The sequence below is a fragment of the Mesorhizobium sp. M0830 genome (assembly GCF_040319965.1).
In the GTDB taxonomy this organism is placed as follows: domain Bacteria; phylum Pseudomonadota; class Alphaproteobacteria; order Rhizobiales; family Rhizobiaceae; genus Mesorhizobium.
The window spans coordinates 1-14,125 of the sequence record NZ_JAMYOR010000049.1; the positions used below are offsets into that span (position 1 = coordinate 1).

Sequence of the window (14,125 nt, forward strand, 5' to 3'; positions counted from 1 at the left end):
AGAGGGCTCCGCAAATCACGAAGCCTCCCATGAATCATATTCGCACCCCAAACGCACCACACGTTAACCCGAAGCGATTGCCCTGGCCGGCGCGTAGCTGTCGCTTGCCCATAATGCCTGCTTGTCGTAAAGGATATGACCGCCAGCAAGGGTTCCATCGCGCCGGCAGCGCTCACCGACGCCAAATGGAAACCGGTGCCGGCGAGGTTCGCGTGTCTGGCGGCGAAGGTCGCGTGGCCCGGAGGTGAAGCCGGCGAGGCGCTTGCGCTGGTCCATGCGTAATCGTGCGGAGGACCGCGCCGCGCTGTGCATCGCATCTCTCGTCCCGCTGCGCTGCTGAGGCCTCTTCTGTCAGGCGGTCTAGGTTTCGCGCTTCGGGCCGAGCACGAACACTATGAGGGCAGCGACGAACGTGGCAACAGCACTGTAGGCAATGGCGCTGGTAATCCCCGCATTCTCCACCAACAGTCCGCCGAAAATCGCGCCGGCGGCGATTGCCACTTGGAATACTGTGACCAGCAGCACACCGGCGCTTTGGGCCTGCTCGGGAACGGCCCTCCGTACCATCCACGTCTGCAATCCCACTGGCACCGCGCCGAAGGCAAACCCCCACGCGGCAACAGCAATCGCCGAGGCCAAGGCCGATGCTCCCGCCGTCAGCAGCGAAACAGCGGCTATCGCTATGAGCAGCGGTGCAAGGGCCGCGACTGCCTTGAGACTGTACTCGGCCAGAAGCCCGCCGGCCAGATTGCCGAAAAATCCGCCGATGCCAAAAGCAAGCAACACAAGCGAGATCGTTTCTGCATCCAGCGCGGGAATCTTCTCGAGGAAGGCGCGGATATAGGTGATTCCGGCGAAGTGGCCGGAAGCGACCAGCAGGACGACCAAAAGCGCAACCTTGACCATCGGAATCTTAGCCACATCCAGCAGGCTGCGGAAGCTAGCCACTCCAATCGGAGGCAGTCTCGGAATGGTTATGAGTTGCACCAGCAGTGTAGCCGCGCCGCCGGCGGCGGCGAGCATGAAGGCGCTTCGCCATCCCCAGATATCGCCGACATAGGCGCCGATTGGAGCTGCGCAGACGGTAGCTACGGAAACGCCGGTGAGGATGATCGACATGGCGCGCGGCAGGAGGTGGCTTGGAACGAGCCGCATCGCCAGTGCTGCCGACATCGACCAGAAGCCTCCGAGCGCTATGCCGAGCACGACGCGTGCAGTCAGGAGAACCGCCAGCGACCACGCGCCGGCCGCCAGAACGTCCGACAGGATCAGCAGCAGCGTCATGGTCCACATGACGGTCCTGCGGTCCAGGCGCTTTGTGATGATGGCCACCGTCGGCGCCGAGATCGCCCCGACGATAGCTGTCGCCGTCATCGCCTGTCCAGCCGCTCCCTCGCTGATACCGAGATCATGCGCGAGGGGCGTGAGCAGGCTGACAGGCAGAAACTCTGCCGTGACCAGCCCGAAGGTGCCCAAGGAAAGCGAAATGACCGCACCCCATGCGGGACCAGACGGTGGGACGGGCTTTTCTGGGTGCAGAACAGCGTCCATGACACCTGCTGCGGATTGGGTCATGAACGAAGTCTCCACTTTGATGCAATGCAACGTGATGTTGGCTGCCTTGACCCAAATCTAAAAACACAAGCGCATTTCCCGGCGGCGTTGCACGGAGGAGGGTATGTTCATTGCTTCGCGATATTTTGTGACGGTGCGGCGCGCAACATCGATGCCGGTTTCCTTCAGCCGGACAGCGATGTCCTCATCGGAAAGCACGTCACCGGGAGATTCTGCGGCAATGATCGCTTTGATCCGATGCCGGACAGCTTCGGCGGAGTGCGCATCGCCGCCTTGGCAGGACGCGATCGCGACGGTGAAAAAATACTTCAGTTCAAAAACTCCGCGCGGGGTAAGCATGTACTTGTTCGAGGTCACCCGGCTTACCGTCGACTCGTGCACGCCGATCGCGTCAGCGACGGTTCTAAGATTGAGAGGCCGCAGGTGGGCGACGCCGTGTTCCAAAAAGGCATCCTGCTGACGCACGATTTCAGCCGCAACCTTAACAATCGTCTTGGCGCGCTGATCGAGGCTGCGGATTAGCCAGTTCGCGTTTTGCAAGCATTCGTCGAGAAATGCTTGATCTTTCGAATTTTGGGCAGTTTGACGCGTGACTTCGGCATAATAGGTTTGGTTGATCAGCAGCTTTGGCAGCGTGGCGGGATCAAGTTCGATCTGCCACCCGCCTTGCGGCGAGGGCGTGACCCAGACGTCGGGTATGATTGATTCAGACGCACCGGATTCGAATCTGTTCCCAGGCTTGGGATCGAGCGCCCGAATCTCATGCATCATGTCGAGAAGGTCTTCTTCATCGACGCCGCAATGCTGCTTCAGTGCCTCAAAATCCCGTCGCGCAAGCTTTTCAAGATGGGCAACCAAAGCTGCCATTGCCGGGTCGAGCCGATTTCGCTGGCGCAACTGAATCTCGAGGCATTCTCTGAGACTTCGCGCAAAAACTCCCGGTGGATCAAATTGCTGCAAGGTTCCGAGAACCCGTTCCACAACAGCCTCATGGACATTTAGGCTCTCGGCCAGCTCCAAAAGGTTTGCCCGAAGATAGCCAGTGTCTTCCAGATCGGCGGCAAGCTGGCCAGCGATCAGCCGCTCCTGTGGTGTGAACGCAGTGAGGGCGATCTGACGAGCGACATGGTCGTGCAATGTTTCGGCGAGGGTGGCATACTCGTCGAGGGAAGGGCCATTGCCGGGCGGGTTGTTGGTCGTGTTGCGAAGTGATTTCCATTGCCCGAGCCGTTCAGGCGAACCTCCCCCGGTCGGTCCTTCAACGGCGTTTGCCCTAGGGCCGACAGGCTGATCCGCTCCCGAAATCGAAACGTCGTCAAAAGGCCCGCCATCGCTTGATGCAGATTCCAAGAGCGGGTTCTTCTCAATTTCCCGCTCCACGAACTGATGCAGTTCAGTATGCGCCAGTTGCAGCAAGCGAATCGACTCAATGAGTTGAGGCGATGCCACCATGGATTGCTTCTGGCGTTGAAGCAGGCTTGCTGAGGATTGCATGGTGAGCGCGATAATCCTGTCGAGGAGCCTCTTGGGGCCGGCACTGGCACCAGTGAGACGTTTTCTAGGTCAAGCGGCGGCTTTCAGCGTTTCGAGAACGTTTTGCGGGGATGAGACGCCATAGGGGTCGGCCTCGCAGTTGTCGGAGAAACCTTCCTCCTCGAACCAGTGCTCCACCACGCCATTGTCGATCAGGGCGGCGTAGCGCCAAGAGCGCATCCCGAAGCCGAGATTGTCCTTGGCGACCAGCATGCCCATTTTGCGTGTGAACTCGCCTGAGCCATCGGGGATGAGCTCGACCTGCTTCAGGCCCAAGGACTTCCCCCACGCATTCATGACGAAGGCGTCGTTGACTGAGAGGCAGTAAATCGCGTCAATTCCCTCCTTCTCAAACTCATCATAGAGCTCTTCGAACTGGGGCAATTGGTAGGTCGAGCAGGTTGGTGTGAAGGCGCCAGGCAGCGAGAACAGGATGACCCGCTTGCCGGCAAAGTAGTCGTCAGATGTCTTTTCTTCCCAGCGATATGGATTTGGCCCCTGGACTGACTTATCGTGAACGCGCGTGAGAAAGGTGACGAAGGGAACTTTCTTTTGAACTGTCATCAAGTTGCTCCTAAAGAAGAAAACTGCCGTTGAATTCTGGCATAGGCTGGCGCAATTCCGAGCAAAGGCTCGTATGCTCGGGCACGGAATGAGGGCCTCGGCGGCTCGCAACTTCCTTTTCCATCCCGACGTATGGGAACGTCTTGGCGGCTGGTCTTGGCCACGCGAACGCAATCGATCTGAGCGAGCTGGAGACCGTCGAGCCGCTTGCTTTCCACGGCTATGGCGCCGGAAGCGGGATCGGTCACCCGCGATCGTGCCCGGGGAAAAGGGATAGCGGCCGGAAGTAGCCAATATCGCAAGCATGTGCAGGCCTCGAATGTATTACGCAACAGACTCGGGTCACTGGACTGGTTCAGCGTGTTGTCGATATGTGGCAGTGACCCGCCGGCCTTGGCTTGGGTGACCCTTTGACGGGGCCCTTGGGCACTCCCATGCTGAACAGAACCGGTAAACGGCATTTGCGCGAGCGGCCCGTGTTGGCGTGCCGGCATCGGACCGGCCATGCGCAAAGCGGCCACCGAGAACGGCCTTCCGGAGGAGACGATGTCCCGATGTTCAGCGGGAACGGGCACCGTCTCCTCAGGCCACTGTCTAGAGCTTCGCGCGTCGGGCATGGTGCAAGTCGCTTTCATCGTAATTTGATGGTGCTCTAACCAGGAGCAGCAAGCGGCGTGCCATTTCAAATAGAGGTGCTGTTGGACCGCCCCCTTCTTCTCGGAGGCCGTGTCTTAGAAGACCGGGAGCGCGCTATGCCGCCTCGTCACACAGGCAACAACGATGCTGTTGGTGCGGATATTCGGCGCTTCAGCCCCGGCTGGGCAAAGAAGAACCGGAAGCCGAGCCGATGCACCACCTGAGGCTGGCGGGCACTCCAGTCGTAGCGTGTGCCGCTAGCGTTCATGGGTGCGCAGCACGGCTATCGCGAACACGCGCCTCTCGCAGCAACATGAGCGCGCGCTCTTGGGCAAGCGCCTTGGCGCCGTGAGGATCGAATTCCCCAATCGTGTCTGTTTGCCGCCCTCTTATGTTCGAAACTGGACCAGAATGTCGCAGGCCCGACCTAAAGGTCGCCCGAGGCGTTCTGTCCGACACTGTTCCGTCGCCTTTGTTGGCCCGCGACACCGGCTTATTTCGCCTAGTTCTTCTCTGGCCTCAGGCTAAGCCGCTGAGAAGCTGCCACGATTTTTTTCTGCTGCGGCCAAATTGGCACGAGATTTGAAGCACCTTCGTTGCGGGCCGGGAGCCGCCGACCGACTTTCATTTCGTGGATGACACGAATGGAACGAAGAAAGAAAAGCAAAATGTCAAATCTGCGTCGGATAGCGTCTATGGGCAGGGGGGCCTCGGCGAAAGCCCTTACCCAACAGCTCGCCGCCCTTGTCGACGCTTGCGCAGGAAATCTTGGCCGGCGGCGAGTCAAAGGCCCACCACCCGGACTTTATCCTGACCTCGAAGGTACAGGATAATGTTCTGCATCTCGCCGCGCGATGTGCCTAGACAGTTACGCGTTAGCCGATCTTGATAATCGGTCTGCCTCCGGACGACGTCGTCTACATGCCGTCTTAGGTCTTCGCTGCCGCAGCGTCCGCCGGTCACCTTCCGCCCTTCCATCGCTACCGAGTGAAGTGCCATCATGCCCGAACAACCTTTGCCGACGCTGCCGATGTGGCGCGTCGATCACATTGAGCCCTCGACCGAGATGTTGGCGCTGCGGGCCAACGGTCCGATCCACCGCGTGCGCTTCCCGTCCGGGCACGAAGGCTGGTGGGTCACAGGCTATGACGAGGCCAAGGCGGTGTTGTCCGACGCGGCGTTCCGGCCCGCGGGAATGCCGCCGGCCGCATTCACCCCGGATTCGGTGATTCTCGGTTCGCCAGGATGGCTGGTCTCGCACGAGGGGGGCGAGCATACGCGGTTACGCACGATCGTGGCGCCGGCCTTCAGCAACGGCAGGGTGAAGCAGCTCGCGCAGCAGGTCGAGGCGATCGCCGCGCAGTTGTTCGAGACGCTGGCGGCCCAGCCCCAGCCCGCCGATCTGCGGCGCCACCTCTCCTTTCCGCTTCCAGCCATGGTCATTGGCGCGCTGATGGGCGTGCTCTACGAGGACCACGCCTTTTTCGCCGGGCTGTCCGACGAGGTGATGACGCACCAGCATGAAAGCGGCCCGCGAAGCGCGTCGCGCTTGGCCTGGGAAGAACTCCGCGCCTACATTCGCGGCAAGATGCGGGACAAGCGCCAGGATCCGGGCGACAACGTGCTGACGGATCTGCTCGCGGCGGTCGACCAGGGCAAGGCGACCGAGGAAGAGGCGATCGGCCTGGCGGCGGGCATGCTGGTGGCGGGGCACGAGAGCACCGTCGCGCAGATCGAATTCGGCCTGCTGGCCATGTTCCGCCATCCGCAACAGCGCGAACGCCTGATCGGCGATCCATCCCTGGTGGACAAGGCGGTAGAGGAAATCCTGCGCATGTACCCGCCGGGCGCCGGCTGGGACGGCATCATGCGCTATCCGAGGACCGACGTGACCATCGCGGGCGTGCATGTTCCCGCGGAGAGCAAGGTGCTGGTCGGCCTGCCGGCGACGTCGTTCGATCCGCGCCATTTCGACGACCCGGAAATCTTCGACATAGGACGTGACGAAAACCCGCACCTGGCGTTCTCCTACGGGCCGCACAACTGCGTCGGCTTGGCGCTGGCCAGGCTGGAACTCAAGGCGGTGTTCGGTTCGATCTTCCAGCGCTTTCCCGCGCTGCGCCTGGCCGTGGCGCCCGACGAACTGAAGTTGCGCAAGGAGATCATCACTGGCGGGTTCGAGGAGTTCCCGGTGCTCTGGTGATGCGCGGACGCCACCAGGAATCGCGATGTTCTCCGAATTGCCGGCGCGCCTGCCGCGCGCCGATCAGATCAGCCAGCCAACAGGTGACCAAGATGGACGTGCAAGAAACCACGGCAGCATGCCGGGACGCCTTCGCCGAACTGGCGTCGCCAGCGTGCATTCAGGACCCGTACCCATTCATGCGGTGGTTGCGCGAGCACGATCCGGTACATCGCGCGGCGTCGGGCCTCTTTCTGTTGAGCCGCCACGCCGACATCTACTGGGCGCTTAAAGCCACTGGCGATGCTTTTCGAGGGCCGGCGCCAGGCGAACTGGCGCGCTATTTCCCGCGGGCGGCGACCAGCCTGTCGCTAAGTTTGCTGGCGTCCACTTTAGCGATGAAGGAACCACCAACGCATACGCGTCTGCGCCGGCTGATATCGCGCGATTTCACCATGGGCCAGATCGACAAGCTGAGGCCGACCATCGCTCGCATCGTCGCAGCGCGCCTGGACGGCATGGCGCCCGCGCTGGAGCGCGGGGAGGCGGTGGACCTGCATCGGGAATTCGCGCTGACCTTGCCCATGCTGGTTTTCGGCGAACTGTTCGGCATGCCCCAGGAAGACATGTTGGGGCTCGTCGGCGGCATCAGCGCCATTCTGGAAGGCCTGAGCCCGCACGCCAGCGATCCGCAGCTCGCCGCGGGGGACGCGGCCAGCGCCAGGGTGCAGGCCTACTTCGGCGACCTCATACAGCGCAAGCGTACAGATTCCCGCCACGACATCGTGTCAATGCTGGTCGGCGCACACGACGACGATTCCGACATGCTGTCGGATGCGGAATTGATCAGCATGCTCTGGGGCATGCTGCTGGGCGGCTTCGCCACCACTGCCGCGGCCATCGGCCATGCGGTCCTGGCGATGCTGGCGTATCCCGAACAGCGGCATTGGCTGAAGGGAGATGCCGTGGGGGTGAAGGCATTCGTCGAAGAAGCCCTGCGCTACGACGCGCCCGCCATGTTCAGCTCCATTCCGCGTATCGCCCAGCGCGACATCGAACTGGGCCGCGTGGTGATCCCGAAGAACGCGGACGTGCGCGTGCTCATCGCGGCCGGCAATCGCGACCCGGACGCCTTCGCCGATCCCGATCGCTTCGATCCCGTGCGGTTCTACGGCACCAGTCCTGGCATGTCGATCGACGGGAAGATCATGCTGACCTTCGGCCACGGCATCCACTTCTGCCTTGGTGCGCAACTGGCCCGGGTGCAGTTGGCCGAGAGCCTGCCGCGGATCCAGGCGCGCTTCCCCACGCTGGCATTGGCCGAGCAGCCGACCCGGGAGCCCTCCGCGTTCCTTAGGACATTCCGCGCGCTGCCGGTACGGCTGCATGGGCAGGAGGGCTGAGATGCGCGTCGTAGTCGATCAGGATCTGTGCGGAACGACCGGGCAGTGCGTGCTGACGCTGCCGGGCACCTTTCGCCAGCGCGAACCGGACGGCGTGGCCGAAGTGTGCGTGGCGACGGTCCCGCAGGCGCTGCACGCCGCCGTGCGGCTTGCGGCCAACCAGTGCCCGGTCGCCGCCATTCGTGTCATCGAGAGCGACACTGGCCATGACGAGCGCGCCAGCGCCGACCCTGCGCCTTCTCCGGTGGAGGCCGAGCGGCATGCTGCGAAAGACCAGTGCAATTCAGGAGACACGATGGGACGGTTTGAAGGCAAGGTGGCCGTGGTGACCGGCGCTGGCGCCGGCATCGGCAAGGCATGCGCTCTCGCCATCGCGCGCGGGGGCGGCAGAGTGGTGGTGGCCGACATTGATGGCTCGGCGGCCATCGCCTGCACCGCGCAGATCGCGGCCGAAGCAGGCCACGCGCTGCCCATAGCCATGGATATCGCTGATGAGCAGGCGGTGGCAGCGCTGTTCGAGACGGCGGAGCGGCACTTCGGGGGGGTCGACCTGCTGGTGAACAATGCGAGCGCCATGCATCTGACCCCGCGCGACCGCGCCATCCTCGACCTGGACCTGGCGGTATGGGATCAGACCATGGCGACCAATCTGCGCGGCACGCTGCTCTGCTGCCGGCAGGCCATCCCACGGATGATCGCCCGCGGCGGTGGCGCGATCGTCAACATGTCGTCGTGCCAGGGGCTCAGCGGTGACACGGCGCAGACGTCCTACGCCGCGTCGAAGGCGGCGATGAACATGCTGTCGGCCTCGCTCGCCACCCAGTACGGTCACTCTCAGATCCGCTGCAACGCGGTTGCGCCGGGTCTTATCATGACCGAGCGTCTCCTCGCCAAGCTGGACGAGTGCATGCAACGGCATCTGCGCCGGCACCAGCTCCTGCCGCGCGTCGGCCGTCCCGAGGACGTTGCCGCACTCGTGGCGTTCCTGCTCTCCGACGATGCTGCGTTCATCACCGGCCAGGTCGTGTGCATCGACGGCGGCATGCTGGCGCATGTGCCGACATACGCCGACGGTGGCAACAGCTGCGCCGCGCGCCCTGCCGGCGATACCGAATCGGCGGCGGCGGCGCGCTGCTGATGGACATGCTGCTCAACCCACTCAACCGTCGGCACCGGCTGCGATGCGACATGCCGGTCATGCCTGGCGCTTTCCCCCTGGTCGGGCATCTTCCCGCCATTGTCTGCGACCTGCCGCGCCTGCTGGAGCGCGCGCAACGGACGCTGGGCAGCCACTTCTGGCTGGATTTCGGCCCTGCCGGACATCTGATGACCTGTGTGGATCCGGACGCTTTCTCACTGCTCAAGCACAAGGACGTGTCCTCGGCGCTGATCGAAGAGATCGCGCCCGAATTGCTTGGCGGAACGTTGGTTGCCCTGGACGGCGGCGCGCACCGGCAGGCGCGCGATGCCATCAAGGCAGCGTTCTTGCCCAAGGGACTGACCCAGGCCGGGATCGGCGACCTGTTCGCGCCCGTCATCCAGGCGCGGGTGCAGGCGTGGCGCGCCCGCGGCGAGGTAACCATCCTGCGCGAAACCGGGGACCTGATGCTGAAGCTCATCTTCAGCCTCATGGGAATCCCCGCGCAGGATCTGCCGGGATGGCATCGCAAGTACCGGCAATTGCTGCAATTGATCGTAGCCCCCCCGGTCGACCTGCCCGGACTGCCCTTGCGGCGCGGCCGTGCCGCCCGCGACTGGATCGACGCGCAGTTGCGCCGGTTCGTCCGCGATGCGCGCGCGCATGCCGCGCGCACCGGGCTGATCAACGACATGGTGAGCGCCTTCGACCGCAGCGACGGTCCGCTCTCCGATGACGTCCTGATCGCGAATATTCGCTTGCTGCTGCTTGCCGGTCACGACACCACTGCCTCGACGATGGCCTGGATTGTGATCGAGCTGGCGCGGCAGCCTGTGCTGTGGGACGCCCTGGTCGAGGAGGCGCAACGCGTGGGCGCGGTGCCGACCCTGCACGCGGACCTGGCGCAGTGTCCGGTCGCCGAGGCGCTGTTTCGCGAGACACTGCGCCTGCATCCGGCGACCACGCTCCTGCCGCGTCGCGCGCTGCAGGAATTGCAACTCGGCCAACGGCGCATTCCCGCGGGCACCCATCTATGCATCCCGCTGCTGCATTTCTCGACCTCGGCGCTGCTGCACGAGGCGCCTGATCAGTTCCGCCTGGCGCGGTGGCTGCTACGCACAGAGCCGATCCGGCCGGTTGACATGCTGCAGTTCGGTACCGGCCCACACGTCTGCATCGGCTACCACCTGGTATGGCTGGAAATGGTGCAGTTCTGCATCGCCTTGGCGCTGACCATGCACAAGGCCGGGGTGCGGCCGCAGTTGCTGAGCGACGTCGAAAAGGGCCGGCGCTATTACCCGACCGCACATCCGTCAATGAAAATTCGAATAGGCTTTTCATGAGCTGGCATCGCATGCCCTGTGTGGCAAGGCAGCGGCGCCGGCGGGGCGCGGCATTGCTGCACTCAGCGCACGCACTCGTGTGACGCCGGCAACACCGTGACGACTTGCGCTCGCCGTGGCCGTCTCAGCTACAAGGACATCAACAACATGCAGACCGGTTCCACTCCACGCGACCGAATTGGCGTTTCCGCATTCGGCGGATTGGGCGCGCAGGCGCGCGGCGCCTCTGGCGGGCTGCTCCCGGAGATCTGGATGCAGGACGGCGCAAAGCGGGTCGAACAGGCTCTGGGGCGTCTGCTCTGCGCCGAAGACGACGGTAAGACAGAGCTGATGGCGGCCATGCGCTACGCCACCTTGCATGGCGGGAAGCGCACCCGCGCCTTGCTCTGTCTGGCTGCCGGCGCACTGGCGGGCACGCCGGCGCACATGCTCGACGACGTCTGCGCCGCCATCGAGATGATGCACGCCTGTACCCTGGTCCACGACGACCTGCCCGCGATGGACGACGACGTGCTTCGCCGCGGCCTTCCGACCGTGCACGTAAAGTTTGGCGAAGCCACTGCGATCCTGGTCGGCGATGCGCTGCAGGCCCACGCCTTCCTCACCCTGGCGAGCCTGGATGCGCCGGGCGACAACCGTATCGCGCTCGTGCGCGAACTGGCGCAGGCGGTGTCCGCCGAGGGTGCCGCAGGCGGGCAGGCCATCGATCTGTCGCTGGTCGGAAAGCACGCCGGGCTGGACAGGATCCTGGCGGTGCACCGGATGAAAACCGGAGCGCTTGTGCGGGCGTCGGTTCGCATGGGCGCGCTATACTCCATCGCGGAGGATGCCGCGCACGCTGCGCTGTATGCTGCGCTCGATCGCTACACCGCCTGTTTTGGCCTGGCTTTGCAGGTGGCCGACGACATTCTCGACGCGACGGCGGATACCGCGACTCTTGGCAAGACCCCCGGCAAGGACGCGGCGGCGCAGAAGCCGACCTGCGCGTCGATCATGGGGCTGCAGGCAGCGCGCCAGTTCGCCCTGTATTTGTTGCACGACGCCGGGGAGGCCATCGCCACTCTGGGGCCGCGTGCGGAAGGGTTGGCGCAGATGCTGCAGCGGGCCAACGCCTATCTGTCCGCGCCATGCGCATGAGCGCGCCCATCCGTAAGGACTCGCCCCTGTGCTGGTGCGATCGGCCGGCGGGCGCTGCATGCTGCACTGTGTCCGTGTCGGCGGCGACGTGCGCGGCGTCTGCCCGTTTCTGTTCTCGTTAGCCCTCTGCAGAAGGAACATACCGCGTGAACGCGCTGTCCGAACAGATCCTTTCCGAATTGCGTCATCTGCTGAGCGAGATGAGCGACGGCGGCAGCGTCGGTCCGTCCGTATACGACACGGCGCGAGCTCTGCAGTTCGACGGCAACGTCACCGGTCGGCACGACGCATACGCGTGGCTCATCGCGCAGCAACAGGCCGATGGCGGATGGGGAAGTGCGGACTTCCCGCTGTTTCGCCATGCGCCTACCTGGGCGGCGTTGCTGGCATTGCAGCGTGCCGATCCTCTTCCCGACGCTGCCGACGCTGCCGACGCAGCCCAGGCTGCAATCCGGTTCCTCGAGCGCCAGCCCGATCCCTACGCGCATTCGGTGCCGGAAGACGCGCCCATCGGCGCGGAGCTGATCCTGCCGCAGTTGTGCAACGAGGCCGCATCCTTGCTGGGCGGCTTGGCGTTTCCGCGCCACCCGGCGCTGTTGCCGTTGCGGCAAGCACGCCTGGTCAAGCTGGGGGATGTGGCGACGTTGCCGAGCGGCCATCCGTTGCTGCACTCCTGGGAAGCCTGGGGGACGTCGCCGGCCACCGCATGCCCGGACGACGACGGCAGCATCGGCATCAGTCCGGCGGCCACCGCTGCGTGGCGTGCGCACGCCGTGACACAGGGAAGAACGGCGCAAGTCTGGCGCACCGACGGGTATCTGCAGGCGGCATCGCGGGCGACGCGCAGCGGCATCGAAGGTGTCGTTCCCAACGTCTGGCCAATCAATGTGTTCGAGCCATGCTGGTCGCTGTACACCCTGCATCTGGCCGGTCTATTCGCGCATCCCGCGCTCGCCGAGGCGGTGCAAGTGGTCATCGCGCAACTCGACGCCCGCCTCGGAGTCCGCGGTCTGGGCCCGGCCTTGCACTTCGCGGCCGATGCGGACGACACCGCCGTTGCGTTGTGCGTCCTTCGCCTTGCAGGCCGCGACCCGGCGGCCGACGCGTTGCGCCAGTTCGAAACCGGCGAGCTCTTCGTCACCTTCCCGGGCGAGCGCAATGCCTCGGTGTCGACCAACATCCATGCCCTGCATGCGTTGCGAATGTTGGGAAAGCCCGCCGCCGGCACCAGCGCCTACGTCGAAGCCAATCGCAACCCGCACGGTCTATGGGACAACGAAAAATGGCACGTTTCGTGGCTGTATCCCACCGCGCATGCGATCGCTGCGCTCGCGCAAGGCAAGCCCCAGTGGCGCGACGAGCGCGCGCTGGCGGGGCTGCTGCGGACGCAGCGCGACGACGGCGGCTGGGGCGCCGGTCGCGCGTCCACATTCGAGGAAACCGCCTATGCGCTGTTCGCGTTGCACGTGATAGACGGGACCGAAGAACCGGCAGGGCGCCGGCGCATCGCGCAGGCGGTGGGGCGTGCGCTGAAGTGGATGCTCGCCCGCCACGCAGCCCATGCATCGCCCCAGACGCCGCTGTGGATCGGCAAGGGACTGTATTGCCCCACCCGGGTGGTGCGGGTGGCCGAACTCGCCGGGTTGTGGCTGGCGGTTCGTTGGGGGCGGCACGTCTCGGCCGAGGGAGCAGGAGCGGGGCCATGATCCCGACCGATCGCGCCCTGCAGCACGTGCTGGAGTGGGGGCGTTCCCTGACCGGGTTCGCCGACGAGCATGCTGTGGAAGCGGTCAGGGGCGGCCAGTACATCCTGCAGCGCATCCACCCGAGCCTGCGCGACGCCAGCGCGCGCACCGGCCGCGATCCGCAGGACGAAACGCTGATCGTGGCGTTCTATCGCGAACTGGCGCTGCTGTTCTGGCTCGACGATTGCAACGACCTTGGCTTGATCGCGCCGGAGCAGCTCGCCGCGGTGGAGCAGGCGCTGGGGCAGGGCGTGCCGTGCGCGCTTTCCGGATTCGAGGGCTGTGCTGTGCTGCGCGCTTCGCTCGCCGCGCTCGCCTACGATCGTCGCGACTATGCTCAGCTTCTCGACGATACCCGGTGCTACTGCGCGGCGTTGCGCGCCGGACACGCGCAGGCGGCAGTGGCGGAACGCTGGTCCTACGCCGAGTACCTGCACAACGGCATCGATTCGATCGCCTACACGAACGTGTTCTGTTGCCTGTCGTTGCTGTGGGGGCTGGACATGGCGACCTTGCGCGCGCGTCCGGCGTTTCGCCAGGTCCTGCGGCTCATCTCCGCGATAGGGCGCTTGCAGAACGACCTGCATGGACGCGAAAAGGATAGATCGGCCGGCGAGGCCGACAACGCGGCGATCCTGCTGCTGCAGCGCTATCCCGCCATGCCTGTCGTGGAGTTCCTCAACGACGAGTTGGCCGGCCACACACGCATGCTGCACCGGGTGATGGCGCAAGAACGCTTTCCTGCGCTGTGGGGACCGTTGATCGAGGCCATGGCGGCAGTCCGCGCGCAGTACTACGAGACCTCGACCAGCCGCTACCGCAGCGACGCTGCGGGCGGAGGCCAGCGTGCGCCCGCCTGAACGCGGGGG

The 14,125-nt window shown here is 64.5% G+C and carries 11 protein-coding genes and 1 pseudogene; 8 read left to right on the top strand and 4 right to left on the bottom strand.

Annotated features, from left to right (window positions below; translation table 11 throughout):
- Positions 1-63: 63 nt before the first annotated feature.
- The 4 genes from NKI20_RS24295 to NKI20_RS24310 form a co-directional block, all read right to left on the bottom strand.
- Positions 64-276 (bottom strand): hypothetical protein, encoded by a 213-nt coding sequence (locus NKI20_RS24295; RefSeq protein ID WP_352835060.1) that lies wholly within the window; start codon positions 274-276, stop codon positions 64-66.
- 84 nt (positions 277-360) lie between these two features.
- Positions 361-1,575 carry an MFS transporter gene (locus NKI20_RS24300; RefSeq protein WP_352486902.1) on the bottom strand — a complete coding sequence of 405 codons (1,215 nt, stop codon included), beginning with the start codon at positions 1,573-1,575 and terminating at the stop codon, positions 361-363.
- Between the two features lie 57 nt (positions 1,576-1,632).
- On the bottom strand, positions 1,633-3,069 hold the full coding sequence (rpoN, locus tag NKI20_RS24305; RefSeq protein ID WP_352486903.1) for an RNA polymerase factor sigma-54: 1,437 nt from the start codon (positions 3,067-3,069) through the stop codon (positions 1,633-1,635).
- Between the two features lie 69 nt (positions 3,070-3,138).
- Positions 3,139-3,672 (bottom strand): peroxiredoxin, encoded by a 534-nt coding sequence (locus NKI20_RS24310; protein WP_352835065.1) that lies wholly within the window; start codon positions 3,670-3,672, stop codon positions 3,139-3,141.
- 1,636 nt (positions 3,673-5,308) lie between these two features.
- On the opposite strand from NKI20_RS24310, the gene NKI20_RS24315 reads away from it, so the two are divergent.
- The 8 genes and pseudogenes from NKI20_RS24315 to NKI20_RS24350 all read left to right on the top strand — a co-directional run bounded on the left by NKI20_RS24315 (position 5,309) and on the right by NKI20_RS24350 (position 14,116).
- Positions 5,309-6,511: a cytochrome P450 gene (locus tag NKI20_RS24315; protein ID WP_352835068.1), complete on the top strand. Its 1,203-nt coding sequence runs from the start codon at positions 5,309-5,311 to the stop codon at positions 6,509-6,511.
- Between the two features lie 92 nt (positions 6,512-6,603).
- Complete coding sequence (locus tag NKI20_RS24320) at positions 6,604-7,893, top strand: cytochrome P450 (protein WP_352835072.1); 1,290 nt, start codon at positions 6,604-6,606, stop codon at positions 7,891-7,893.
- Between the two features lies 1 nt (position 7,894).
- A pseudogene (locus NKI20_RS24325) lies at positions 7,895-8,020 on the top strand (ferredoxin); the annotation flags it as partial.
- Between the two features lie 168 nt (positions 8,021-8,188).
- A complete protein-coding gene (locus NKI20_RS24330) occupies positions 8,189-9,031 on the top strand; it encodes an SDR family oxidoreductase (RefSeq protein ID WP_352792614.1) in 843 nt (280 codons plus the stop codon).
- On the top strand, positions 9,031-10,374 hold the full coding sequence (locus NKI20_RS24335; protein WP_352835075.1) for a cytochrome P450: 1,344 nt from the start codon (positions 9,031-9,033) through the stop codon (positions 10,372-10,374). The genes NKI20_RS24330 and NKI20_RS24335 overlap by 1 nt, the downstream gene beginning before the upstream one ends.
- A gap of 147 nt (positions 10,375-10,521) precedes the next feature.
- Positions 10,522-11,511: a polyprenyl synthetase family protein gene (locus NKI20_RS24340; protein WP_352835078.1), complete on the top strand. Its 990-nt coding sequence runs from the start codon at positions 10,522-10,524 to the stop codon at positions 11,509-11,511.
- A gap of 146 nt (positions 11,512-11,657) precedes the next feature.
- The gene (locus NKI20_RS24345; RefSeq protein WP_352835081.1) at positions 11,658-13,217 is read left to right on the top strand and encodes a hypothetical protein; all 1,560 of its coding nucleotides are present in this window, start codon (positions 11,658-11,660) and stop codon (positions 13,215-13,217) included.
- Positions 13,214-14,116 carry a terpene synthase family protein gene (locus tag NKI20_RS24350; protein ID WP_352835084.1) on the top strand — a complete coding sequence of 301 codons (903 nt, stop codon included), beginning with the start codon at positions 13,214-13,216 and terminating at the stop codon, positions 14,114-14,116. The genes NKI20_RS24345 and NKI20_RS24350 overlap by 4 nt, the downstream gene beginning before the upstream one ends.
- Positions 14,117-14,125: the final 9 nt, after the last annotated feature.

Excerpts from the sequence above, each read along its gene's own strand:
- NKI20_RS24310 (WP_352835065.1), bottom strand. The coding sequence starts at position 3,672 with ATGACAGTTCAAAAGAAAGTTCCCTTCGTCACCTTTCTCACGCGCGTT.
- NKI20_RS24300 (WP_352486902.1), bottom strand. The coding sequence starts at position 1,575 with ATGACCCAATCCGCAGCAGGTGTCATGGACGCTGTTCTGCACCCAGAA.
- rpoN (WP_352486903.1), bottom strand. The coding sequence starts at position 3,069 with ATGCAATCCTCAGCAAGCCTGCTTCAACGCCAGAAGCAATCCATGGTG.
- NKI20_RS24340 (WP_352835078.1), top strand. The coding sequence starts at position 10,522 with ATGCAGACCGGTTCCACTCCACGCGACCGAATTGGCGTTTCCGCATTC.
- NKI20_RS24335 (WP_352835075.1), top strand. The coding sequence starts at position 9,031 with ATGGACATGCTGCTCAACCCACTCAACCGTCGGCACCGGCTGCGATGC.
- NKI20_RS24320 (WP_352835072.1), top strand. The coding sequence starts at position 6,604 with ATGGACGTGCAAGAAACCACGGCAGCATGCCGGGACGCCTTCGCCGAA.
- NKI20_RS24315 (WP_352835068.1), top strand. The coding sequence starts at position 5,309 with ATGCCCGAACAACCTTTGCCGACGCTGCCGATGTGGCGCGTCGATCAC.
- NKI20_RS24350 (WP_352835084.1), top strand. The coding sequence starts at position 13,214 with ATGATCCCGACCGATCGCGCCCTGCAGCACGTGCTGGAGTGGGGGCGT.
- NKI20_RS24330 (WP_352792614.1), top strand. The coding sequence starts at position 8,189 with ATGGGACGGTTTGAAGGCAAGGTGGCCGTGGTGACCGGCGCTGGCGCC.
- NKI20_RS24295 (WP_352835060.1), bottom strand. The coding sequence starts at position 276 with ATGGACCAGCGCAAGCGCCTCGCCGGCTTCACCTCCGGGCCACGCGAC.